The following is a 23,035-nucleotide window of genomic DNA, read 5'->3' on the forward strand; positions in this document are numbered from 1 at the left end:
TGAACTTAATAGTGCTTCGAAGGGAGCCAGCGTGCGGAAGCCGGCGTAAGGCCGGATATAATAATCGGGCCGCGCCGGTTCCAACTCTACCCCCTTCGAGCGGCCAATCCGGAAATAGATGCCGGGGCCTTTTCTTGGAACGGACATTCCCCAAGGGGGGACGTCTCAAATTAGACTTGGGGTAAATACTATGTTCAAGGCATTTCTTCGTGACGAATCGGGCGCTTCGGCTGCCGAATACGCTCTGATCCTCGCCGTTGTTGGCGCTGGCATCGCTGGTGCAGCTTTCCTGCTCGGCGGCGCAATCGACACCGCGATCGACGGTGCGACCACCGCCGTGGGTACGTGTAACGCTGCAGTCACCACCGGCTGCTAATTGCGACACAATTAACCGCCCTCGTCCCATTCCGGGCCGGGGGCGGTTTTTTACAATGCAACGAACGTTTAATTTGATGTATACGGGAATCAGAGGCGTCAATTGATCGTCTCGTAAATCAAAGGGGGAAGTAAGATGCGGGGGCGTAATCTTATAATCCTAGGCATCGCGATTGTGGCCGGCCTGTTTGCCGTATACCTTGCCAATGCCTATTTCAGCAGCGCCGAACAGCGCGAAGAACGCCGCGCGGAAGAGCTGCGCATGGCTCGCATCGCTGTCGCGACACAGGATGTCGCATTCGGACAGCCGCTTACCGAGACCAATCTGAGGCTGGTCAACTGGCCTGCAAGTTCGGTTCCGGCGGGCGCATTCACCAGTATTCAGGAAGCGGTGAACGGTGGCCGTGTGGCGCTTCGCCCGATCACCGTGGGCGAACCGATCCTGGCCAGCAAGGTCAGCGGTAACGACGGACGCGCCACGCTCGCATCCAATCTCCCCGAAGACATGCGCGCAGTCGCGATCCCGGTGAACAATGTCGCCGGCGTCGGCGGGTTCGTCCGGCCTGGCGATGTCGTCGACGTGCTCTTGACCCGCCAGATCCCTGGCGACGGTGCCCAAACGACCGACAAGATGACAACCGTCGTGCTCGAGAACGTGCAAGTCCTCGCGGCAGACCTCATCGCGGACGAAACCCAGACCCAGCCGGTCATCAGCCAGACCGTAACGCTGCAGACCGATTTGTTCGGCGCGCAGAAACTCGCTCTGGCTCGCGAGGTCGGCTCCTTCACCCTGGCGCTCCGCAACGTCGAGAACCAGACTGTCGGCGGCACCGAGACGGTTGTCGTAACCGACCTGGGCGGCGGCAACCGCCGGATCTACGGCCGCGGCGGCGACAATCCGGGCATCCGCAATGCAGGCGGCGCCTCGCAAGTTATCAATCTCGCCACGGCACGTACCGCCGGTGCGCAGACCACCGCGCCGCGTCGTCCGCGCGGGCCCACGATGAGCATCATCCGCGGCACTGAAGCCGAAACCTACGAAGTGGAGCGTTAAGATGGCTAAGTATACCAAGCCGCTCGCCGCGCTCGCGCTGGCTCTTGCCGGGACCACCCTGGCACCGGTCTCCGCACAAGCGCAGGTCCAAAGCCACGACGGCATGTCGATGCATGCCGGCACGGTCGAAATCGCAGTCAACAAGAGCCAGGTGCTCACCGCTGACACCACGATTGATCGCGCCATGATCGGCAATGACGCAATCGCGGACATCCTCCCGGTTTCGTCCAACTCGGTCTATGTACTCGGCAAGGAAGTGGGCACCACCTCGCTTACCCTTTACGACCGTTCGAACCGCGTCATCGCGGTGATGGACATTTCGGTCGGGCCCGATGTCGCTGGTCTTCGCGAACAGATGACTCAGCTTATTCCCGGTCAGCCTGTGGAAACGCGGGTCTCGAATGGCGCCATCGTCCTTTCAGGGACTGTAAGCGATGCAGGCGTTGCAGACCGGGCCGTGCAGCTCGCTCGTGCATACGCGCCCGAAGACAAGATCGTGAACCTCATGACCTTGGGCGGGAGTCAGCAGGTCATGCTGGAGGTCAGGTTCGCCGAGGTCTCACGCTCGATCGGCAAGGACCTGGGCGTACGCAGCTTCCTGAACAACAACGACAACTTCGTCGGTGCAATAGGCGACGGTGCTGGGACGATTCCCAACGGCGTTAGCCTAGATCCCGTTACAGGCTCTTTCGGCGTGCTGCGTAACATCTTCGGCGACGTGCTTGGTTCCGGCCTCGACATCGATGCCACCTTGACGGCACTCGAAGAGAAGGGGCTCGCCAAGACGCTCGCGGAACCGACCTTGGTTGCGCTGTCGGGTGAACGTGCGTCGTTCCTCGCCGGCGGCGAGTTCCCGATTCCGGTCGTTCAAAGCGGCGGCGGTACCGACAGCGATCGCAACAATGCGTTCACGGTTGAGTTTAAGCCATTCGGCGTCAGCCTGGGCTTCACTCCAACGGTGCTGTCGGATCGGGTCATCAATCTGATCGTCGAACCGGAAGTGTCGTCGATCGATCCGACGGCTTCGATCCGACTGAGCGGATTGGAGATCCCTGGCCTGCAAACGCGCAGAGCGAGCACCGTGCTCGAACTGCGTGACGGCGAAAGCTTCGCCATTGCGGGCCTTCTGCAGCAGGACTTCAAGACCACGGTCAACCAGGTCCCGCTTTTGGGTTCGATCCCGATCATCGGCGCGCTGTTCCGCTCTTCTTCTTTCCAGAAGGGTGAGACCGAACTGCTGATCATCGTGACGCCGCGACTGGTCGCACCGATCAAGCCCGAGCAGGTTCGCCTGCCTACGGACCGGATCTACGACCCGAGCGAGGCAGATGTACTGCTTCTCGACGGCGAGGCCCACAAGCCGCGCCCGCTCGAGCCGATCACCGGCGAAGTACCTGCAAATGCAACCGAGGGGGCAGACTATGACTATTGAGCGCACCCGCATCCTGATTGCCGGCGCAGCCCTGCTCGCGGCGACGGCTTGTGTGAATAATGACGGCCGTGTCGACCTGACACCGTCCGATCCGACCTGGGGCGATGCCAATCGCGCCACGATGGCCGCACAGGTCATCGACCCGTCGCCGGAATACGACACGCCGATCCCGCCGACGTCAGCATCGAATGCAGTACGCGCGGCTGACAATTATCGCGCAGGAACGGTCGAACAGCCTGAACGCATCAAGACCACCGACGGCGGCCCGCAGTAAGGACGATGAAAAATGAGGGCGACACACAGTAAGCACTTCTGGGCGGACGAGAACGGGGCGGTTGCGGCCACCTACGCGCTTGCGCTGATTCCACTCGTGGCCTTTGCTGGTGTCGCCTTCGACTATGCCCGCGTCATGGGCATGGACAGCGAATTGCAGAACGGTGCCGACCAGGCAGCGTTGGCAGCCGCCAGCCAACTCGACGGAAAGACCGGTGCCTGTTCGCGCGCTTCGCAGGCTGCATCTTCCATGCTGACGAACGTCGTGGTCCTTGCATCCGACAGCCGGTTCGTAACCGTCGGTGCTGAAGCGACTTGCGATGCCACGGGCCAGATCCGCTTCTACCAGGACAAGGCAAAGACCACTGCCGCGACCTCCGATGAAAACGCAAATTACGTCGAAGTCATCGTCGACGCGCGCGAAGTCGACTACGCCTTCCTGCCGATTACGGGCCGACTGACATCGGGCGATCTCGACGGAATTGCCTTTGCCGGACTGGGTTCTGCCATCTGCAAGGTCCCGCCGGTGATGATGTGCAACCCGCAGGAAGCTTCCGACCCGGAATTCAACACAGCCAATTATGTCGGACACGGGGTGCGCCTGATCGCCAACGACCAAGGCGGGCTCTACGGCCCCGGTGTCTTCGGCTATCTCGAAACCAATGCCGGTAGCGGCGCGAGCGCGACAGCACAAACCCTAGGGCGCGTCGACCCACCGGGCGATTGCGTCCAAATCGACGGCGCGGATGTGAAGCCGGGCCTTCAGGTCAGCGTGCTTGATGCACTCAACACGCGCGTGGGTGTATTCGCAAACGGACTCAACAACGCTTGCGGTTCCAACAACGGGCTCTGTCCGCCGCCGGCGAATGCACGCATCGACCTGCTGCAAAGGGGCGGCCAATGCTCGATCGGCAACAGCGGTTTCCAGGTAGGTCCCAACCCCTACCGTCCGACATCGCCCGTCAATGACCTTACAACGGCGGAATGGACGCCACTCGATCCCATGGGCTTCCCGCGCGACAAGTGTCATGCGGTCAGCCAGCTGGGATCATGCACGCTGGGCCCCATGGGCGACGGCAATTGGGACCGTACTGCCTACTATGGCACGAATGGTCTTGGCAGCATGCCGACGAGCTGGTCGAACTACGGCTACGCAGAACTATCCGGACGTTCGACGCCGACGCGTTACCAGCAATATCGCTGGGAGTATGATCAAGCAGCCGCTGGCGGATCGCAGCTCACGAATGTGAATGTCACAGGCGGCTATCGGACCCAGCGATCTCCTCTGTGCCATGGCCCGGGCGTTGCACCTGCGTCGACTCCCGACCGCCGCGTGTTGAGCATCGCGGTGATCAATTGCATCGCCGAAGGCGTTGGCTCCAACACGACCGATGCGACCATAGAGAAATTCGTCGACGTCTTCCTCGTCGAACCTTCGGCTCGCCGCGGCAGCGGTTCGAACCTCACTACTGAAGCAAGCGACGTCTATGTCGAGATCATAGGCGAAACCACTCTCGGCGGAGGGGCCAACCAAGGACAGGAGATCCGCAAGGATGTCCCGTATCTGATCGAATGAGCAAGTTCGGTATCTTTCTTCGCGACACGCGCGGCGCTGCAGCAACAGAGATGGCGCTCATGATTCCGCTGCTTCTGCTCTTGGCGTTCGGCGGGTTCGAGGCCGGTCACTACTTCTACACCGAACAACAGATCATCAAGGCCGTTCGCGAAGGCTCACGTTATGCTGGACGTCTCGGCTTCGATGCCTTCCCGTGCGGCGGGACCGCCGACGCGACGGCAGTCGCAAACATCCGCCAGGTCACGCGCACAGGAACTCTTACCGGTACCAATCCCCGCGTCCGCGGCCTCGCCCTAGACGACATCACCGTGACATACAGATGCGACGCCACTTATGCCAATGTCGGCATCTTCAAGGGCAGCTCGACAGGTGCTCCGATCGTCCTCGTCTCGGCATCGACAGGATACAATTCTTTCTTCGGCGCACTCGGCTTGGTCGAGACCACGGCCCTCGTGCAGGCGAGTTCAGAAGCAGTGGTGAACGGAATATGAGAGCCATCAAAGCCTTTATCCGCAACACGGCCGGCGCAATGGCGGCGGAATTCGCCCTCATGCTGCCGATCCTGATCCTCTTCCTGCTCGGCATCATGGACATCGGCTACTACGCATGGGCCTTGAATCAGGGCGAAAAGGCGACACAGATCGGCGCTCGTCGCGCGGTTACGACCGACTTCATTCCGTCGGGCCTCGCCAGCTACAGCTTTGCTTCGCAGGGAGGGATTTCGCAGGGTACGGTAGTTCCGCAAAGCGCGTTCCCCGGTGTCACCTGCAGGAGCACGGGATGCACCTGCAACGGAACGTGCAATTTTGGCACAACCGCCAACACGGCTGCCTTTAATGCCATCGTTTCGCGTATGCAGAGGTTCAAACACAACATCGAGCCGGCAAATGTCGAGGTCGAGTACAGTTGGTCGGGGCTCGGCTACGCCGGAGATCCCAACGGGCCCGACGTGGCTCCAATAATAACGGTTCGCCTAATCAATCTAGATCATCGTCCGCTCTACGGAATCCTCATCGGTTCGGTAGATCTCCCGGACTTCGCTTACTCGCTGACCGCTGAGGATGGCGAAGGAACAGTATCGAATTGAACGGCAAGAACATGACAAGTTTCGAAAGTATCTTCAAAGTGGCGAACGACAAAGCAGCCGGGATTCCGCAAAAGGTGTTCGTGTTCGCGCGTGCAGCAGAACTGGGCAACCTTGAATCCCTGGCCGATACCGTTTCGCTGGTTGAAGTCGAGCCTTACGATGCTCTGCCGCAAGAGTGGGGCTCTCAGGCGCACATCGCCGTCGTCGAAGTGGATCCCGGAGATCGCCGTTCGATCGCTCGCCTCGATGCACTGCGCGAAATGCGTCCGAACCTCCCGGTCATCGCAGCGATCCCACAGGTCGATCTGAATATTACGCGCATGTTGCTGCGCAAGGGCATCGGCGATGTTGTCGCAATGCCTTTCACAGTCGATGACCTCTTCACCGCCGTTCTGGAAGTCGAGCGCGAGCTCGGCGACACGCTGGTCGAGACCGAGGTCGAGCCAGCTCCGGTTTTCGCGGTGCAGAAGGCCCACGGTGGCGCCGGCGCGACCACGATCGCAACGCATCTTGCGGACGCTCTTGCGCGTGAGATGGGTGAGAGCTGCCGTGCCTGCGTTATCGATCTCGACCTGCAGAGCGGTGATGTCGCTTCCTACTTTGATCGCCAGTCGCGCCTCACGCTGACCGACCTCGTCGAAGCCGGCAAGCGCCTCGATGACGAACTCATGCGCGCTGTCGCCACAGAAGCAACGCCTGCCTGCGATATCATTGCAGCGCCGGCCGACATCCAGCCGATCGAGGAGATCGAGCTCTCCAAGCTTCAGGAAGTCATCGCGCAGGCCCGCCGGCGTTACGACGTTGTCGTTTTCGACATGCCCGGCGCACTTACGAATTGGGCAATGGCGGTATTGCTCGCTTCCGACGCAGTCGTGCTGGTCGGCGAAAGCTCGATCAACGCATTGCGTCAGGTGAAGCGCAAACTGCGATTGCTTCAGGATCTGGACTATCGTCCTGGACGTGTGGCGATCGCGCTCAACAACACCGCTACTGGCCTGTTCAAGAAGGTAGACCTTCGCGGGATCGAAGATGCCCTCGGCCATACCGTGTCCGCGCGCGTGACTTCCGACCAGCAACTGGTCGAGCAGGCCCAGGCACAGGGCGTGCTCGCCCGCAGGATCCAGCGCAAGAGCCGCTTCTCTGAAGATATCGCCAGGCTCGCTGAAATTTTGATCGATATGGTCGAAGGGGAGGAATGACATGTGGAAGGTGAAGACTTCCGCTGCCGTCGCTGAGGACCAGGAAATCATCCATGTTCCGAGCGCTGACGAGCAGGAGAGGATCCTCTTCGGAGAGAAGGACCAGCAGCGCGAAGCAATGCTCGACCTCAAGGTCGAAATTCACAAGGCGCTGCTCGACCGCCTTAACCTCGGGATGCTCGACAAGACGCCAGTCGAACAGCTCAAGAGCCAGATCGCCGGCATCATGCCCGAGCTGGTCACCGATCACGAATTCCCGCTCAACCGCCAGGAACGCGAAAACCTGATTCAGGAAGTGGTCGACGAACTGCTCGGCCTCGGCCCGCTCGAGCCGCTGCTGCAGGATGAGACCATCACCGATATCCTGGTCAATGGCTACAAGACGGTTTTCGTCGAGCGCCGCGGCCAACTCGAAAGCGTCCCCACCCGTTTCCAGGACGAAAAGCACCTGATGCGCGTGATCCAGAAGATCGTGAGCGCCGTCGGCCGCCGCGTCGATGAAAGCTCGCCCTTCGTCGATGCCCGTCTCGCCGACGGTTCACGCGTCAACGCGATCGTCGCGCCGCTGGCGATCGACGGTTCGCTGCTCTCGATCCGTAAGTTCGCCAAGCAGCCGATCAGCATCGAGAAGATGATCGGTCTCGGCTCGATCCCTGAAGAGATGGCCCAGGTGCTCGGGGCGATCGTCGCCTCGCGTCGCAACGTACTGATCTCGGGCGGTACCGGCTCTGGTAAGACGACGCTGCTGAACGCCATGTCGACCTTCATCGATGAAAAAGAGCGCATCGTCACGATCGAGGACTCAGCCGAACTTCAGCTCCAGCAGGCACACGTGGCTCGTCTCGAAACCCGTCCGCCGAACATCGAAGGTACGGGCGAGGTCACCCAGCGCGACCTCGTGAAGAACGCGCTGCGTATGCGCCCTGACCGCATCATCGTCGGCGAGGTCCGCGCAGGTGAAGCCTTCGACATGCTGCAGGCCATGAACACAGGCCACGACGGTTCGATGACCACGGTTCACGCCAACACGCCGCGCGACGCGCTCAGCCGTGTCGAGCAGATGATTGGCATGAGTGGCATCGAAATCACCTCGATGTCCTCGCGTGCGCAGATCGCCTCGGCCCTGAATGTGGTTGTGCAGGTCGGTCGCCTTTCTGACGGTCGACGCAAGGTGAAGAGCCTCTCGGAGCTGACCGGCATGGAAGGCGACACCATCACGATGCAGGAAATCTTCCGCTTCAAGATGACGGGCCGCGAGGACGACGGAACGGTACTAGGCCACTTTGAGGCCACCGGTATCCGTCCCAAGTTCCTGCAGGACGCCGAAGCGCATGGCATCAGCCTGCCGACCGACCTGTTCCGCCCGGACCTGAGGATCAGCTGACCATGACCGCGATTGCTATCCGCGTCCTGTTCCTCGTGGCGGTCTTCCTGGCCGTCTTCCTGACCGCGCAGTTCTTTGCGCGTGCGGCGGCACAGAAGCGCTCGCATTCGTCTGCAATCAATCGACGCATGTCGATGATCCAGTCCGGGGCCGACCGTGACAAGCTCGTCGAGCAGCTGCTTAAAAACAGCCCGAAGAAGCAAACGCAACTACCGCCGATCCTCCGCGGGATCATAGAGAGCTTCCAGCGTGCAGTCTTTGCCTCGGCTGTTCCCTACAATACGAGCACGCTTGCGGCGATCATGGGCATAGCAGGACTTTCTGTTTTCATCCTGGTGATCCTCGTTGCGGCCGGCTTCGGCGCTTCCATCGGTTTCGGCGTCATCTGGTTGGCTCTCTTGGTTGCGGTCGCGCTCGCCTTCGTCCTCCCGTTCCTAGTGCTCCAGCGCATCGCTGCATCGAGGCGGAAGAAGGTCGAAAAGCAGTTTCCGGTAGCGCTCGACATTTTCGTGCGCGCTCTGCGCTCGGGGCACCCGGTCGCATCGGCTATCGAACTTCTCACTAACGAGATGGAAGACCCGATCGGCACAGAGTTCGGGATTGTGGCAGATGAGGTTACCTACGGGTCCGACCTTGTCACGGCACTGCACGCCATGGCGGAACGCTGGGATCTCGAAGACATGCGCATGTTCGTAGTTTCGCTGGCAGTCCAGAGCGAGACTGGCGGCAACCTCGCCGAGATCCTCGAAAATCTTGCCGAGGTCATTCGCGCTCGCGCTTCCATGTTCATGAAAGTTCGCTCGCTGAGTTCCGAAGGTCGCATGACCGGCTGGATGCTGACGATCCTGCCAGTCTTCGCTTTTGTCACCACCTTCCTCGTGAGCCCCGAATTCTATCTAAACGTGATCGAGGATCCAATCTTCATAATCGGCTCGATCACACTGACGATCCTTTACATCATCGGGGTCATCATCATCCGCAAGATGGTGGATATTAAGGTCTGATATGCTCGAACTAGCCATCTCGAACCTATTCGTCCGCTTGCTGATCCTGGCATTGATTTTCGCTGTGGCGGTCGGATTGGTGCTCGTCCTCGTTAACTGGATCGCCAACCGTAGCGAGCAGTCACGTCAGCTCGCACGGTTGGGGGGCAATGGCGGCGCTGCGCAGAAAAACCAATTGCTCGATGAGGAGCGGGAGGGCCGCTGGGCGAGGCTGGCAGCCTCGATCGAGAACGCCGGCATAAATCTTACCGACAAAGGCAACGACAAGCTCCAGCAGAAGCTGAAAGCGGCGGGCTATCGAAGCGGCTCTGCAGCGCGCGTTTACACGCTGACCCGTATCTTGCTCACCTTCGGACTGCCCGCGATCTGGTTACTCCTGGTTGCCGCCTCTCCGAGAGAGCTGAGCATTCTGCAAATCTACGTGGTTTCAGCAATTGCCGCACTCTTCGGGTTCCTGCTTCCTCCCCTCTTTGTTGAAGCCAAGGCGGGACGCAGGCGCACAGCGATCATCAATGGCTTTCCCGACTCACTCGACCTCCTTCTTGTCTGCGTCGAAGCCGGCTTGGGCCTTGAATCGGCCTTGGATCGCGTCGGCCGAGAGATTGCATCGACGCACCCACTGGTTGCCGAACTGTTCACCGAGACGACTTTGATGATGCGTGCAGGTGCGTCGCGCGAAGTGGCGATGCGCCGCATGGCGGATGGTGCGGGAGTCGACGAGATCCGCTCCTTCGCTACCCTCCTCATCCAGTCCGACAAGCTCGGCACGAGCATTTCCAGCACCCTGCGCGTCTATGCAGGCGAAATGCGAGAGGCACGCCGCATGCGTGCTGAGGAAAAAGCGCACCGTCTGCCTGTGCTTATTTCGATCCCGCTGGTGACGTGCATGCTGCCAACCATGATTGGCGTTCTCATTCTTCCCGCAGCCGTGTCTGTGGTTCGGGAAATTCTACCGGCTTTGACAGGAGGCTAATATGAAACCTGCCACCACTCTCGTCCTGGCGGCTCTCGCTACCAGCCTTGGCGGTTGCCAGTCGTTGGTCAACGCCTTCGATTTCTCGCGCAACTCCTCGGCCTCGCAGTACCAGATCGGACAGGGCGACCTCGATGAGGGACGCGAGCACCTGCAGGCCGGCCGCTTCGGTAATGCGCTTGCTCCGCTGCACCGCGCCGCGCTCAACCCGCAGACGAGCGGCGATGCGCTCAATGCACTTGGCGTTGCCTATGCCAAGCTGGGCCGCGCCGATCTGGCAGAACGTTACTTCATCTCGGCCCTCAGGATCGATAGCGACAACGCGCGCTATGCCGCCAATCTCGATCGTTTCTACCGCAGCGACCTCGCCCGCGATGCCCGCCTGCTCCACGCCCAGCGCGAACGCGCCCGCGAGGAATACCAGCGCTTTGCTTTCGAAGCGCCCGACAAGCCGTTCGAGGCGGAGCCCGAGCAGCGCCTGGTCCGCAGCGGCGGCGAGACGCGCAGCATCACCATCTCTGGCCCAAAGACCTCGAGCCGCATCGCTGTAGGTGCAGCACCCGCTCGCAAGGCCGAGGCAGCACCGGCGCGCGTTCGCATTTCGGGTGGCTCTATCACGCCTTCGGCGACCGCTCGCCCGGCCGAGATCTCGATCGGCAGTCCGCGCAGCCAGTCGCGTTATCCGGCACGGGTGCGCGTTGGCGGGATTGACAAGCAATCGACCTATCCGGTCCGCGTGCGCATTCCTGCGCGTCCGAACAACTAAGCTCCACTTATGGCCGTGGCGACAATCTGGCTTGCCGCGCTGAGCGTCACGTCCGGATTGGGCGCGCTGCTCGACGTAGTGACGCGCAAACTGCCCAACTGGCTGAGCCTGCTCATGCTGGTTGGCGGACTTGGCTTCGGCTTCGCACTTGATGGATGGACTGGCCTCGGTCTCCACTTCCTTCATGCCGTGCTGGCGCTGGGCCTCGGATACCTCCTTTTCATCTGGGGTGTATTCGGCGGCGGTGACGGCAAGTTCTACGCCGCCTGCGCCGCATTCTTTCCCGTCACGCAGATGCTCTGGCATTTCGTGATCATCACCTTTGCCGGCCTGATCCTCGCAATCATTTGGTTCACCGCGAGACGTGGCTTCGGGCTGCACAAGCGCAAGAAGGACGATTTCGCGAAGCTGCCCTACGGGGTGGCCATTGCTTCTGGCAGCGTCGCACTGGCGCTATACGGCATGCAATGACCAGCTACAGCTCCGCTGCCCGGCCCGAGCCGATGACCGACACACAGTTGGTCGGATGGATGCTCGCTCTCACAGCCATGACCTGCCTAGCGCTGGCGATGGGCGCACTGGTGGTCGAGAAGCTCAACAGCAACGCGGCCGTGCGGATCGCGCTCGACAAGGTCCCGGTGGAGAAGGTGGTCGAGTTCGGCCACGAGGACGGCACCTTTGCAGCGGCCCTGCCACTATCATCCGGCGAAATCTCTCCCGCCGCTTCGGAGCCGCACGTCGTTGATCGCCTCCCCGCTCCACAGCCCGCAGTCGCGATCGCGCCCCGGCCGGACAGGAACGGCGTGATACCGATTGATTTTTCGCTGGAGCAGGGCGAGACGGCGGTCGGTGGCGGCGTTGGCGTGCAGAAGACTATCGCCCTTTCTCAGGGCGCCATGACCGGGCTGAAGATCTTTATCGTCGGCGATGCAGTGATCGAGGTAGACCGGCTGGAACTTGCCCGCGCGCTTGCTGCGATCGGAGCGGAAAACAAGGCCGTCGACCTTCCCGCCGCGGGCGGCAATGGCAGGCTGTCCCTCGACCGCGTCAGGCATGCGGGCTTAGACTTGCGCTACGACGCAGTACGCGACCGGCTCGTCCTTCATCCCTGAGGGTTCTGGCCGGCTGCGGCCGACTACTCGCTGTCCCAGTCGATCGTGATTTCGACCTTCGCGCTGTCGACGCCCGCGGCCTTGGCAATGCGATGACGGCATGCGCGGACGATATCCGCCAGCGATGCATTGCTATCGTCTTCCTGAGTGACCGCACCGCGTCCGGGTGCGCCGTAGACGAGTTCGAGTTCGGTAACGCCTAGCCGGCTCGCCAGCCGCTGCATGGTCTCGTGGCGGGGACGGACCTGGTCGCCTTCCCACTTCCAGAGAGTCGGCTTGCTGACGCCGATTTCCTCCGCGAAAGCGCGCATGGAGGTGCCGTCAGCTGTCCGAAGCCGCTTGATCCTCTGGCCGAGCGTCTCGTGATCGACCCCGAACCGCGATCCGTCGCCGGAATCGTCGATCGCCGCAACGTCCGTAGCAGCTTCGAGTTCGTCCTCGCTGATGGGTTCGGGGAAACTGCAGCCGTAGAGTTCGTCGGCGAACCAGACGACCTTGGCGCGCACCGCACCGCTCTGCGGCAGGACCACTTCCAGCGGATCATCGAGCGACAGGTGTGCTCCGGTCCTGACCAGCATGCCGTTTCGCGAAAGGTTCAGGATTTCCGCATCGAAGGCGCGCCCGGCCTGGCCGACACCTGTATTGAGGCGGAGGACAAGCCGCGGTTGGCGGCGATCCTTCTCGCCCAGATTATCGACCATCGACTCCTGCATCACCCCTCGCTTCGAAAACCCATCCCTTCCAGACCCGATGGAAGAGCGCCGAGCTTCGTATTTTGAGCAACCTTTTGTGGTTACTCACGCGTCCCGATTTGCGGTGAAAGACCGCGGCCGACCCACAGGCCGGCGGGCCCGCAAGCCAAGCCCCACACCCTTCTAAACGCGGAAATGGCCGAATGCCAATAATCCAAAGGTTGGGTAACCAAATATCTGCGACGTAAAGTGTTAAAAAAGAGGGAAAACAGCGGAGACAATTGCCGCTTGAACACCCCATCGGGTTAGTCCGCCGACCGTTTCCAACGCGCTGCACGCCACAGCAAGAGAAGACTGCGCAATTGTCTCCGGTGCCTCACTGGCCTAAGCGGGACGGCTCTTTTGCCGGCTCCCGGCAAGCATACGACATGGCTACGCAAGTTTCTCCAAGGCCCCTGCCCACCGGCAGCGATGGCTGGCGCGGCGAGTTTCGCGCGACCTTCCGGCTGGCCTGGCCGCTGGCGCTCGCCAACCTTTTGCAGATGCTGATCTGGGCGATCGACGTGTTCTTCGTCGCGCGCCTCGGCGAATTCGAACTCGCCGCATCCAGTCTCGCCATTTCCCTGTTCAGCATTCTCGTCTGGGGCACGATCACCTTGGTTAGCATGGTGGCCGCGCTGATCTCGGCAGAGCTGGGACGTTCGCGCTTCGCCATCGCGGAAGTGAGGCGCAGCGTGCGCATGGGGGTTTGGCTTAGCATCGCCCTGGGTATCGCGGTGATGCTCATCCTAAGACAGACCGAAGCGATCCTTCTGGCAACCGGGCAGCGCCCCGAGCTAGCCGCGCGGGCCTACGACTATATGGGCCTCGTCCTGTGGTCGACAGTACCCCTGCTCGCCGCCAGTGTGCTGCGCAACTTCGTCTCGGCGCTCGGCCGACCGATCTTTGCCACCGCGATTACCGCACTCGCCATCGGGGTGAATGCGCTGGGCAATTACGCGCTGGTGTTCGGCAATCTGGGAGCGCCCGCCCTCGGCCTCGAAGGCTCGGCCATCGCAACCATTTTCACCTCGGTCTTCGTCCTCCTCGCCTACATCGTTGCGATCGAGTGGGACCGGCGCCTCAGGCGTTATGTCATCTGGGGCCGATTCTGGCGTCCGGAATGGGACCGCCTCAAAGAACTGTTCGTGCTTGGGACGCCGGTGTTCTTCACGACCATCGCGGAAGCCGGCCTGTTCGGCGGGGCCGCGATGCTGATGGGTCTGATCGGCGAATCCGAGCTGGCCGGACACACCATCGCCCTGCAAATCGCCGCCTTCGCCTTCCAAGTGCCATTCGGCGTCAGCCAGGCCGCGACCATCCGGGTCGGCTATCACTTCGGCGCTCGCAACCAAGAAGCGATAGGGCGCGCCGGGGCCGTGGCCCTCTCGATGGCCGTGATGTTCATGAGCTTCACCGCGGCCCTGATGCTGATAATGCCGGTGGCGATCCTGAGCCTCTACATCGACACGACTGAGCCGGCCAACGCCGCGATGATGGGCTTCGCCTTGCAATACATCGTGATTGCGGCGCTGTTCCAGCTCGTCGACGGGCTACAGGTCGTCGCAGCCGGTGCCCTACGCGGATTGCAGGACACGCGCGTGCCGATGTGGATGGCGATTTTCAGCTACTGGGTCCCTGGCTTCGGTACATCCTACTACCTCGGCTTCCACACGGCGCTGGAAGGTACGGGCATCTGGATCGGCTTTGCCGTGGGCCTCACCTCTGCCACGCTCCTACTGACCGGACGGTGGCTGCTGCGCGAGAGGCTCCAGCTCACCGCCCGTTCCTGAAGCTGCGAGGCGGTTCCAACGCACTCTGGCCACCCCGCGGCACGCTTCGGCGAAAGACCCGCAACATTTTTGTCCGCCGACCCGTTGACTCCCCGCATCGGCGCTCCCAAATGCGCCCCGCTGGCACTCTCGATAGGGGAGTGCCAATCGAACATTCACTCTCACTTGAGAAAGGTCATCATCATGGCATTTCGTCCGCTGCACGACCGCGTGCTCGTGCGTCGCATCGAAGCAGAAGAAAAGACCGCCGGCGGGATCATCATTCCCGACAGCGCCAAGGAAAAGCCGAGCGAAGGCGAAATCGTCGCTGTCGGCTCGGGTTCCAAGGCCGAAGACGGCACCGTCACCCCGCTCGACGTCAAGGCCGGCGACCGCGTGCTGTTCGGCAAGTGGTCGGGCACCGAGGTCAAGCTCGACGGCGAAGACCTGCTGATCATGAAGGAAAGCGACATCATGGGGATCATGGGCTGAGCCCGATCCGCGTAACGCTTTCAATCACCCAATAGAATTTCAGGAGAAACACCAATGGCAGCCAAGGACGTAAAGTTCGGCCGCGACGCGCGCGAAGGCATCCTGCGCGGCGTCGACACCCTCGCCAATGCCGTCAAGGTCACGCTCGGCCCCAAGGGCCGCAACGTCGTGATCGACAAGAGCTTCGGCGCACCCCGCATCACCAAGGACGGCGTCAGCGTCGCCAAGGAAATCGAACTCAAGGACAAGTTCGAGAACATGGGCGCGCAGATGATCAAGGAAGTCGCATCGAAGGCGAACGACGCCGCCGGTGACGGCACCACCACTGCAACCGTCCTCGCCCAGTCGATCGTTACCGAAGGCATGAAGTCGGTCGCTGCCGGCATGAATCCGATGGACCTCAAGCGCGGTATCGACCTCGCTGTCACCAAGGTTGTCGAAGACCTCAAGGGTCGTTCGAAGGACGTCTCGGGCTCGAACGAAATCGCGCAGGTCGGCATCATCTCGGCCAATGGCGACAAGGAAGTCGGTGAGAAGATCGCCGAAGCCATGGAAAAGGTCGGCAAGGAAGGCGTGATCACCGTCGACGAGAGCAAGGGTCTCGAATTCGAGCTCGAAACCGTTGAAGGCATGCAGTTCGACCGCGGCTACCTCTCGCCCTACTTCATCACCAACCCGGAAAAGATGACGGTCGAACTCGAAAACCCGTACATCCTGATCCACGAAAAGAAGCTCTCGAACCTGCAGGCGATGCTCCCGGTTCTCGAAGCGGCTGTCCAGTCGGGCCGTCCGCTGCTGATCATCGCGGAAGATATCGAAGGCGAAGCGCTGGCCACTCTCGTGGTCAACAAGCTGCGCGGCGGCCTCAAGGTTGCTGCTGTCAAGGCTCCGGGCTTCGGCGATCGCCGCAAGGCCATGCTGCAGGACATCGCGATCTTGACGCAGGGCGAAATGATCAGCGAAGATCTCGGCATCAAGCTCGAGAACGTCACGCTGGGCATGCTCGGTGAAGCCAAGCGCGTCACCATCGACAAGGACAACACGACCATCGTCGACGGTGCCGGTTCGGAAGACGACATCAAGGCCCGCGTTTCGGAAATCCGCACGCAGATCGACAACACCTCGTCGGACTACGACCGTGAGAAGCTGCAGGAACGCCTCGCGAAGCTTGCTGGCGGCGTTGCAGTCATCAAGGTCGGCGGTGCTACCGAAGTCGAAGTGAAGGAGCGCAAGGACCGCGTCGACGACGCGCTGCACGCAACCCGCGCAGCCGTTGAAGAAGGCATCGTCCCGGGTGGCGGTACCGCCCTGCTCTACGCCACGAAGTCGCTCGACGGCCTCGAAGGCGAGAACGACGACCAGACCCGCGGTATCGACATCGTTCGCCGTGCGCTTCAGGCACCGGTTCGCCAGATCGCAGCCAATGCCGGTCACGACGGCGCGGTTGTCGCCGGCAAGCTGGTCGACGCCAATGACGACACGCTCGGCTTCAACGCCGCGACCGACACCTACGAGAACCTCGTGGCTGCCGGCGTTATCGACCCGACCAAGGTTGTCCGCACCGCGCTGCAGGACGCAGCTTCGGTTGCCGGCCTTCTGATCACTACTGAAGCAGCGATTGTCGACCAGCCCGAAGAGAAGGGCGCGGCTCCGGCAATGCCCGACATGGGCGGCATGGGCGGCATGGGCGGCATGGGCTTCTAAGCTCGCGCCAACCAGCCGACAGGCAGACAAAAAGAGGCCCGGCGGGAGCGATCCTGCCGGGCCTCTTTCGGTTTTCCGCCGATTGCGCAAATGCCCCTACGGAATCCGTTTCCAGACGCGTGAACTGCCGCTATGCGCTGCGCCATGACAGATTCCACCGACAAACTCCCGCTCGTCGCCATCGCCCCGGGTGATGGTATTGGCCCCGAAATCACCAATGCTTCGCTGCGTATCATGGAGGCTGCCGGCGCGCGCTTCGAGCGCCGCGAAATCCAGCTTGGCGAAGCGCTCTACACGAGCGGCCACAGCTCCGGCATCGGACCTGAAACCTGGAACGATCTCGCCGAGGCGGACGCTCTCTTCAAGGGCCCCATCACCACGCCGCTGGGCTCGGGCTACAAGAGCCTGAACGTCACGCTGCGCAAGACCCTCGGCCTCTTCGCCAACGTCCGCCCTTGCCGCTCGCTCCATCCCGCCGTGGCGACACTGCATCCGGAACTCGACATCGTGATCGTCCGCGAGAACGAGGAAGATCTCTACGCAGGGATCGAACATCGCCAGACGCATGAAGTCTTCCAGACGCTCAAGCTCGTCAGCCGTCCGGGCACCGAGCGGATCATTCGCTACGCCTTCGAATATGCGAGGGCCAATGGCCGCAAGAAGGTGACCTGCTTCACCAAGTCGAACATCATGAAGCTTACCGACGGCCTGATGCAGAAGGTCTTCGAGGAGATCGGCAAGGAATATGCCGAAATCGAGCAGGACCACATGATCATCGACATCGCCTCGGCTCGCCTCGCCGCGCGCCCGCAGGACTTCGACGTCATCGTGACCAGCAACCTTTACGGCGACATCGTTTCGGATATCGCGGCAGAGCTGACCGGTTCGGTCGGCCTCGGCGCATCGGCGAATATCGGCCCGACGCTGTCGATGTTCGAGGCCATCCACGGCTCGGCACCGGACATTGCCGGCAAGGGCATCGGCAACCCCTCGGGCCTGCTGCTGGCAGGCGTGCAGATGCTTAACCACCTCGGACAGGGCGAAGTCGCGGGCAAGATCCACAATGCCTGGCTCCGCACGATCGAGGACGGCATCCACACTGGTGACATCTATCGCGAGGAGACCTCGACCAGGCGCGTCGGCACGCAGGAATTCGCGGACGCCGTGATCGAGCGCCTTGGCATGAAGCCCGAGAAGTTCGCTTCCGTCGACTACGAAGGTGGCAAGGCCGTCAGCATCCCGCCCTACGTCCGCCCTGCGGAAGAAGAGCGTGCGGAGCGTAAGCTGGTCGGTGTCGATGTCTTCGTCATGAGCACGGACATTCCCGATGTGCTGGCCGAACGCCTGCGCAAGAGCTGCGACGAGCATGTCACGCTCACCATGTTGACCAATCGCGGTATCAAGGTCTGGCCGGCGCACAATCCGGCGACCTTCTGTACCGACCACTGGCGCTGCCGCTTCATGTTCGAAGACGACGGTTCGGCAGACACGGCCGCGATTGTCGCCCTTCTCGGGCGCCTCGTTGAAAGCGGCGCCGACGTGATCAAGACCGAGCATCTCTACGAATTCGACGGCGAGGCCGGATACTCGCTCGGCCAGGGACAGTAATCCTGCCACCCAAATGCAAAGCGGCCCCGAAGCGATGAGCTCCGGGGCCGCTTCATTTTTTTGCGTGAAGGAGGTTAGCCTCCGTTGCGGCTGTCCTCGGCCGCCTCGACCAGTTCTTCGGGCCAGGTGACCTGCGTCTGCGTCTGCGGGTTGAACAGGTCGCCCGGATAGATCGCACCTTCGGCAGCTGCGATTTCCTCGGCCGTCAGGTGTTCGCTAGGCTCGAGAGCGAAGACGTCGAGGCCACGGGCAATCTCGGTCGCGTAGATGCGACCGTTGTACCAGTAGGACGACCAGTAGCCGCCGGTGATCAGCTGGTCCTTGTCGACCGGGCCGCGGTCGAAATAGGCGATCTCGAAGGGGTTCGAAGCATCGGTGAAGTCGATCACCGAGATGCCGCCCTGGTACCATGCCTGGACGAAGATATCGCGCCCCGGGACGGGGATGATCGAGCCGTTGTGCGCGACACAGTTCTCCTTGTCGCCCTGTGGTGCAGGCAGCTTGTACATGCCGCGGTAGGTCAGCTTGCCATCCTCGATCGCGTAGAAGGCATTGGCACCCCAGTTCAACGGGTCACCGGCCTGGCAGCGCGGGCGTCCGCCGCCACCCCATTCATCGGTGAACAGCACCTTGGTACCGTCATTGTTGAAGGTGGCCGAGTGCCAGTAGGCAAAGCCCTTGTCGGTTACGTCGTCGATACGGACCGGCTTCAGCGGATCCGAGATGTCGAGGATGATACCGTTACCCGAGCATGCACCTGCAGCAAGGTCCAGCGCGGGGAAGACGGTGATGTCGTGGCATTGGTTCGTCACATTCGTGCTCTGCGTGCCTTCGCCATGGTCGCCGCCGCGCCACAGGCCAGCGATCTGGTCGCCGGTGGCAAAGACGCGCGGGCTGCCAACGACGCGCGCAGCTGCCGGATTGGCGACCGGGATCTCGACTACGTCGATGCTGAACAGCGCGGTCTCGTCACCGGCGGTGTCGAAGCAGCCTTCCAGCTCCTCGTTATCGCGTACGTAGCTGGTGCCCGAATTGTAAACGATGATCGACTCATCATCCGCACTCACGATCGAATGGGTGTGACTGCCTCGGCATGTCTGGACGAGGCCGACCTGCTTCGGACGGGTGATGTCGGAGATGTCGAAGATGCGAAGGCCGCGGAAGCGTTCTTCGCTGACACGGCCCGCGACACCCTGAAGACCGCAGTCGATGCGAGCGCGGCTGTCTTGAACGCTCATAACGAGCAGGTCGCCAACAATCGAGACGTCGCCCTGGCCGCCCGGACATACGGTGGACGAGACCAGCTGCGGCACGCCGTCCTGACCGAGGCGATAGGCGTTGAAACCGTGATAGCTGCCCGCCACCATCATATCGCCCGAGAAGGCGATATCGGTGTTGGCGAAGCTCAGCAGCGATCCGCGTTGGCCGAAGCGGGGCTTTTCTTCTTCTTCCTCGCCATCAGCGGCTGCCTTTTCCTCACCTTCCTTTTCATCGTCCTTCTTCTCGATGCGCGGCTGCAGCTGCGCCGGGTTTTCCGGGTCGAAGAAACCTGTGGGCTTGGGCTGCGAGACGACGAGGCGAAGGTTCGAGATGGCCTCGCCCGCATCGCGGAAGCCCGCTGCCAGCGTGGCGCGTGGGTCGGTCGAAAGCTCGGCCAGCACCGAGTTCATCCGGTCGATCTCGGCCTGCTGGTCGCTGACCACCTCATTGGTGAATTCGAACATCACCGGCTCATAGGCGCTGCCCGGCGAGCGATGGAGCTCGCGGACCATGTCCAGGGCGCCCTGGTGGTGGGCGATCATCAGCTTCAGGAACTGTTCGTCGAAGGCGGTGCCGTTCGACGCCGCGAGCGCGGCCATTTGTTCCTTCGACGCCATGCCCTTCATCGCGCCGTGACCATCGGGGCCCATGTGCATCGAATGGGGCATCTCGATCTGCTCGCCGCGCGATTCGAGCCATTCGCGCATGAACTTCATCTCGTCCTTCTGTCCGGCTTCGATCCGGTCGGCGGTCTTCAGGACAGCGTCGTTATTGGTACGCGACTTGGCGAGCGTTGCCATGTCGAGCGCCTGCTGGTGGTGGACGATCATGCCCTGCATGAAATGCACGTCGGCAGGCGAATAGCGTGTATCGGACAGCGCGATCGCTTCGTCCTTGTCGATAATGCGCGGTGCTTCACCCGGTGCGCCTGGAAGCACGATCGGCACTTCTTGCGCAATGGCGGCGCTGGAGGTCGAAATAAGCAGGCCTGCGACAAGCGCACGCATGGTATGTGTCATATGTATAGTCCCCAAGATTTGCAGGCGCGATACAATTGCCCTGCCCCGCGCCGGTCAAGCGAAAGTTCTGCGAACGGCATATCGTATCGTGCAGGCGTCGACCCGAGCCGCTTTTTCCGGACCCCGCGAGCGGCTCGACCGTTGGTCAGGTGAACAATTAGATTCGAAAGAGGAGACTGATATGAAGCTGCCGCACAAGGCCCATGTCGCAATCGTCGATGGTGAGAACTTCACCGTCATGCAGAACAACGGCCAGCCGTTCGAACCGCGGCTCGAAGGCGCCAGCCATCCCGACCTCTCGGTGTCCAATTTCAGCGCCGGCGTTCGTCACCAGGACGAGATCGGGCAGCGTCATGGCCGGACCGACCTAGGCGAACTGGCCCACGGCGCCGCAGCGGCCGAATGGTTGAATGCCAAGGCTATTTCGGGAGAGCTGACCGATGTGCTGGTGATCGCCGATCCCAAGACGCTCGGCGAGATGCGCAGGCACTACCATTCCGAACTGGAAAAGCGGCTCGTTGGCGAGATCGACAAGACGGTCACGGGAGTGACGACAGAAAAGATCGAGAAGGTCATCGCGGCGGCCTGACCGGCCTTGTGAAATTTCATTACTCTGGAAGCATGAAACGCCCATGCGACACATTCCGTCGCATGGGCCTTGCGCATGATTCTGCATTGCCGTTAAGCTTCGCATAACCATGAAATTGGTAACGTAGGGCCATGTCGATGAAGTCATTTGGAACCTTGCTGGCCGCCGGCGCAATCGCGCTCGGTCTTCCCGCTGCCGCGCAGGCGCAGACTGCCGAGAACAGCTACCAGTCCCAGTTCGACAGTCTGCTGGGTACGGAAGTGCGGGCTCCGCAGGATTTCAACGCGGTCTATGACAACCCGCTCGAGGAACAGATCGCACGTCTCGCCGATGGTTCGCGCGGTCGGATCGGCGTCTACGCACTCGACCTTTCGAGCGGACAGGAGATCGACGTCCTTGCCGACCAGCGTTTCCCCATGGCCAGTACCAGCAAGGTGGCGATCGCGGCGGTTTACCTCGCGGGCGTGGACGCGGGGAAGTGGTCTCTCACCAGCGAATGGCGCCTGCCGCGCCGTGGCGGTGCCTATCTCACCGCCCGCGAACACATCGACCTGATGATCAGTAAGAGCTGTAATGCCTGCACCGACGCGATCCTCGACGCGGTAGGCGGGCCGGGCGTGGTCAACAAATGGATGCGCGATGCGGGAATCGATGGGTTCGAGCTTTCGCGCGATATCGCCACGCTGATCCGCGAAGACGGCCGGATCGATCCGGCTTCCAGTGTCGACCCACGTGATAGCGCGACTCCGCGCGCCATGGGCAAGCTGCTAGCAGGCATCTACCAAGGCAAATGGCTCAGCACGTCTTCGCGAGCCGTGCTGATGGACGCGATGCGCGCGACGACCACCGGAAAGAAGCGCATGCGCTCGGCTCTTCCGGTGAGCGCGGGACTGGCCAACAAGACCGGCACGCTTAGCCGCACCGCGAGCGACATCGGAATCTTTCACACGCCCGATGGCCGCGCGATCGCTGTGGCGATCTACGTGACGGGCCAAAGTCCTTCGATGGCCGTCGAGAACGGCAACCGCGGACGCAAACTCGAAGCGCGCCAGATGCGCGATGCGCGCATATCGACCATTACTGAAGCTCTATACCGCGGCTTCACCAGGCCGGGCGATGACCGCAGGGTCTGGACCGACGCCGATTACGGCGGCTGATAGATTACCCCAATAGGGCAAAAAAAGGGCGGCGCCGAAAGGCACCGCCCTCTTTTTTCTCGAGCGGCATGCCGCCCGTGAAGCGAATTACTCGGCTTCAGCAGCTTCTTCAGCAACTTCAGCTTCGACTTCAGCTTCAGCGCCTTCAGCAGCAGCTTCGACGTCAGCAGCAGCTTCTTCAGCGCCAGCTTCCATAGCTTCCATGTTTGCTTCAGCGTCTGCTTCAGCCGATTCCATGGTTTCTTCAGCTGCGTCTTCGGTAGCTTCCGAGCAAGCAGCGAGCGAGAGAGCGGCGGCCGAAGCGGCGGCGACGAGAGCGATCTTACGCATAAGATTAAATCCTTAAACAGCGAGTTCTGATTGCGAAGGGAAAGAGACCCCTACCCCTCGCGCAAGGTCCAACAAATCGGGCCTTACAGTGTCTAAATAGTGGCGGGATTGTGGCCTAGCAAGCGGATTCGCCACATT

At 61.6% G+C, this 23,035-nt stretch carries 23 protein-coding genes; 20 read left to right on the forward strand and 3 right to left on the reverse strand.

Annotated features, from left to right (window positions below):
* The first annotated feature begins 190 nt into the window (after window positions 1-190).
* The 14 genes from ACZ1G8_RS04640 (at window position 191) to ACZ1G8_RS04705 (ending at window position 12,235) form a co-directional block, all read left to right on the forward strand.
* On the forward strand, window positions 191-376 hold the full coding sequence (locus ACZ1G8_RS04640) for a Flp family type IVb pilin (RefSeq protein WP_472680622.1): 186 nt from the start codon (window positions 191-193) through the stop codon (window positions 374-376).
* Window positions 377-511: 135 nt separating this feature from the next.
* Window positions 512-1,429 (forward strand): Flp pilus assembly protein CpaB, encoded by a 918-nt coding sequence (cpaB, locus tag ACZ1G8_RS04645; protein WP_472680623.1) that lies wholly within the window; start codon window positions 512-514, stop codon window positions 1,427-1,429.
* A gap of 1 nt (window position 1,430) precedes the next feature.
* The gene (locus tag ACZ1G8_RS04650; protein ID WP_472680625.1) at window positions 1,431-2,861 is read left to right on the forward strand and encodes a type II and III secretion system protein family protein; all 1,431 of its coding nucleotides are present in this window, start codon (window positions 1,431-1,433) and stop codon (window positions 2,859-2,861) included.
* A complete protein-coding gene (locus tag ACZ1G8_RS04655; protein ID WP_472680626.1) occupies window positions 2,851-3,135 on the forward strand; it encodes a hypothetical protein in 285 nt (94 codons plus the stop codon). The genes ACZ1G8_RS04650 and ACZ1G8_RS04655 overlap by 11 nt, the downstream gene beginning before the upstream one ends.
* Before the next feature lie 12 nt (window positions 3,136-3,147).
* The gene (locus ACZ1G8_RS04660) at window positions 3,148-4,710 is read left to right on the forward strand and encodes a TadE/TadG family type IV pilus assembly protein (protein ID WP_472680627.1); all 1,563 of its coding nucleotides are present in this window, start codon (window positions 3,148-3,150) and stop codon (window positions 4,708-4,710) included.
* The gene (locus tag ACZ1G8_RS04665) at window positions 4,707-5,201 is read left to right on the forward strand and encodes a TadE/TadG family type IV pilus assembly protein (RefSeq protein WP_472680629.1); all 495 of its coding nucleotides are present in this window, start codon (window positions 4,707-4,709) and stop codon (window positions 5,199-5,201) included. Before ACZ1G8_RS04660 ends, ACZ1G8_RS04665 begins: the two co-directional genes overlap by 4 nt.
* Window positions 5,198-5,797: a TadE/TadG family type IV pilus assembly protein gene (locus ACZ1G8_RS04670; protein WP_472680631.1), complete on the forward strand. Its 600-nt coding sequence runs from the start codon at window positions 5,198-5,200 to the stop codon at window positions 5,795-5,797. The genes ACZ1G8_RS04665 and ACZ1G8_RS04670 overlap by 4 nt, the downstream gene beginning before the upstream one ends.
* An 11-nt stretch (window positions 5,798-5,808) precedes the next feature.
* Entirely contained in the window at window positions 5,809-6,996 is a 1,188-nt protein-coding gene (locus ACZ1G8_RS04675) for an AAA family ATPase (protein WP_472680632.1), read from the forward strand.
* Window position 6,997: 1 nt separating this feature from the next.
* Window positions 6,998-8,380 (forward strand): CpaF family protein, encoded by a 1,383-nt coding sequence (locus ACZ1G8_RS04680; protein WP_472680633.1) that lies wholly within the window; start codon window positions 6,998-7,000, stop codon window positions 8,378-8,380.
* 2 nt (window positions 8,381-8,382) lie between these two features.
* Window positions 8,383-9,384, forward strand: a complete 1,002-nt coding sequence (locus ACZ1G8_RS04685; RefSeq protein WP_472680634.1) for a type II secretion system F family protein — start codon at window positions 8,383-8,385, stop codon at window positions 9,382-9,384.
* Window position 9,385: 1 nt separating this feature from the next.
* Complete coding sequence (locus tag ACZ1G8_RS04690; protein ID WP_472680635.1) at window positions 9,386-10,357, forward strand: type II secretion system F family protein; 972 nt, start codon at window positions 9,386-9,388, stop codon at window positions 10,355-10,357.
* Window position 10,358: 1 nt separating this feature from the next.
* Window positions 10,359-11,123 (forward strand): tetratricopeptide repeat protein, encoded by a 765-nt coding sequence (locus ACZ1G8_RS04695; RefSeq protein ID WP_472680636.1) that lies wholly within the window; start codon window positions 10,359-10,361, stop codon window positions 11,121-11,123.
* 15 nt (window positions 11,124-11,138) lie between these two features.
* Window positions 11,139-11,594 carry an A24 family peptidase gene (locus tag ACZ1G8_RS04700; protein WP_472680637.1) on the forward strand — a complete coding sequence of 152 codons (456 nt, stop codon included), beginning with the start codon at window positions 11,139-11,141 and terminating at the stop codon, window positions 11,592-11,594.
* Entirely contained in the window at window positions 11,591-12,235 is a 645-nt protein-coding gene (locus ACZ1G8_RS04705; protein WP_472680639.1) for a hypothetical protein, read from the forward strand. The genes ACZ1G8_RS04700 and ACZ1G8_RS04705 overlap by 4 nt, the downstream gene beginning before the upstream one ends.
* A 23-nt stretch (window positions 12,236-12,258) precedes the next feature.
* Here the strand turns inward: ACZ1G8_RS04705 and ACZ1G8_RS04710 are convergent, their stop codons facing one another.
* The gene (locus ACZ1G8_RS04710; RefSeq protein WP_472680641.1) at window positions 12,259-12,936 is read right to left on the reverse strand and encodes a PilZ domain-containing protein; all 678 of its coding nucleotides are present in this window, start codon (window positions 12,934-12,936) and stop codon (window positions 12,259-12,261) included.
* A 419-nt stretch (window positions 12,937-13,355) separates the two neighbouring features.
* Here ACZ1G8_RS04710 and ACZ1G8_RS04715 point away from each other — a divergent pair, with 419 nt between their 5' ends.
* From ACZ1G8_RS04715 to ACZ1G8_RS04730, 4 genes are all read left to right on the forward strand, one after another.
* Window positions 13,356-14,759, forward strand: coding sequence for an MATE family efflux transporter (locus ACZ1G8_RS04715; protein ID WP_472680643.1), 1,404 nt, complete (start codon window positions 13,356-13,358; stop codon window positions 14,757-14,759).
* Between the two features lie 183 nt (window positions 14,760-14,942).
* Window positions 14,943-15,230, forward strand: coding sequence for a co-chaperone GroES (gene groES / locus ACZ1G8_RS04720; RefSeq protein WP_221427513.1), 288 nt, complete (start codon window positions 14,943-14,945; stop codon window positions 15,228-15,230).
* Between the two features lie 54 nt (window positions 15,231-15,284).
* Window positions 15,285-16,934 carry a chaperonin GroEL gene (gene groL / locus ACZ1G8_RS04725; protein ID WP_472680644.1) on the forward strand — a complete coding sequence of 550 codons (1,650 nt, stop codon included), beginning with the start codon at window positions 15,285-15,287 and terminating at the stop codon, window positions 16,932-16,934.
* A 144-nt stretch (window positions 16,935-17,078) separates the two neighbouring features.
* Window positions 17,079-18,542: an NADP-dependent isocitrate dehydrogenase gene (locus tag ACZ1G8_RS04730; RefSeq protein ID WP_472680645.1), complete on the forward strand. Its 1,464-nt coding sequence runs from the start codon at window positions 17,079-17,081 to the stop codon at window positions 18,540-18,542.
* Between the two features lie 74 nt (window positions 18,543-18,616).
* Here ACZ1G8_RS04730 and ACZ1G8_RS04735 read toward each other — a convergent pair whose 3' ends face one another.
* Entirely contained in the window at window positions 18,617-20,821 is a 2,205-nt protein-coding gene (locus tag ACZ1G8_RS04735; protein ID WP_472680646.1) for a DUF305 domain-containing protein, read from the reverse strand.
* A gap of 181 nt (window positions 20,822-21,002) precedes the next feature.
* Between ACZ1G8_RS04735 and ACZ1G8_RS04740 the strand changes: the two genes are divergently transcribed.
* Together ACZ1G8_RS04740 and ACZ1G8_RS04745 are read left to right on the forward strand one after the other, a co-directional pair.
* Window positions 21,003-21,410 (forward strand): baeRF12 domain-containing protein, encoded by a 408-nt coding sequence (locus ACZ1G8_RS04740; RefSeq protein WP_472680648.1) that lies wholly within the window; start codon window positions 21,003-21,005, stop codon window positions 21,408-21,410.
* 137 nt (window positions 21,411-21,547) lie between these two features.
* Window positions 21,548-22,567: a serine hydrolase gene (locus ACZ1G8_RS04745; protein WP_472680650.1), complete on the forward strand. Its 1,020-nt coding sequence runs from the start codon at window positions 21,548-21,550 to the stop codon at window positions 22,565-22,567.
* A gap of 87 nt (window positions 22,568-22,654) precedes the next feature.
* Here ACZ1G8_RS04745 and ACZ1G8_RS04750 read toward each other — a convergent pair whose 3' ends face one another.
* Window positions 22,655-22,897, reverse strand: coding sequence for a hypothetical protein (locus ACZ1G8_RS04750; protein ID WP_472680651.1), 243 nt, complete (start codon window positions 22,895-22,897; stop codon window positions 22,655-22,657).
* Window positions 22,898-23,035 lie beyond the last annotated feature (138 nt).

This window comes from Qipengyuania sp. BR81-2 (genome assembly GCF_055693895.1).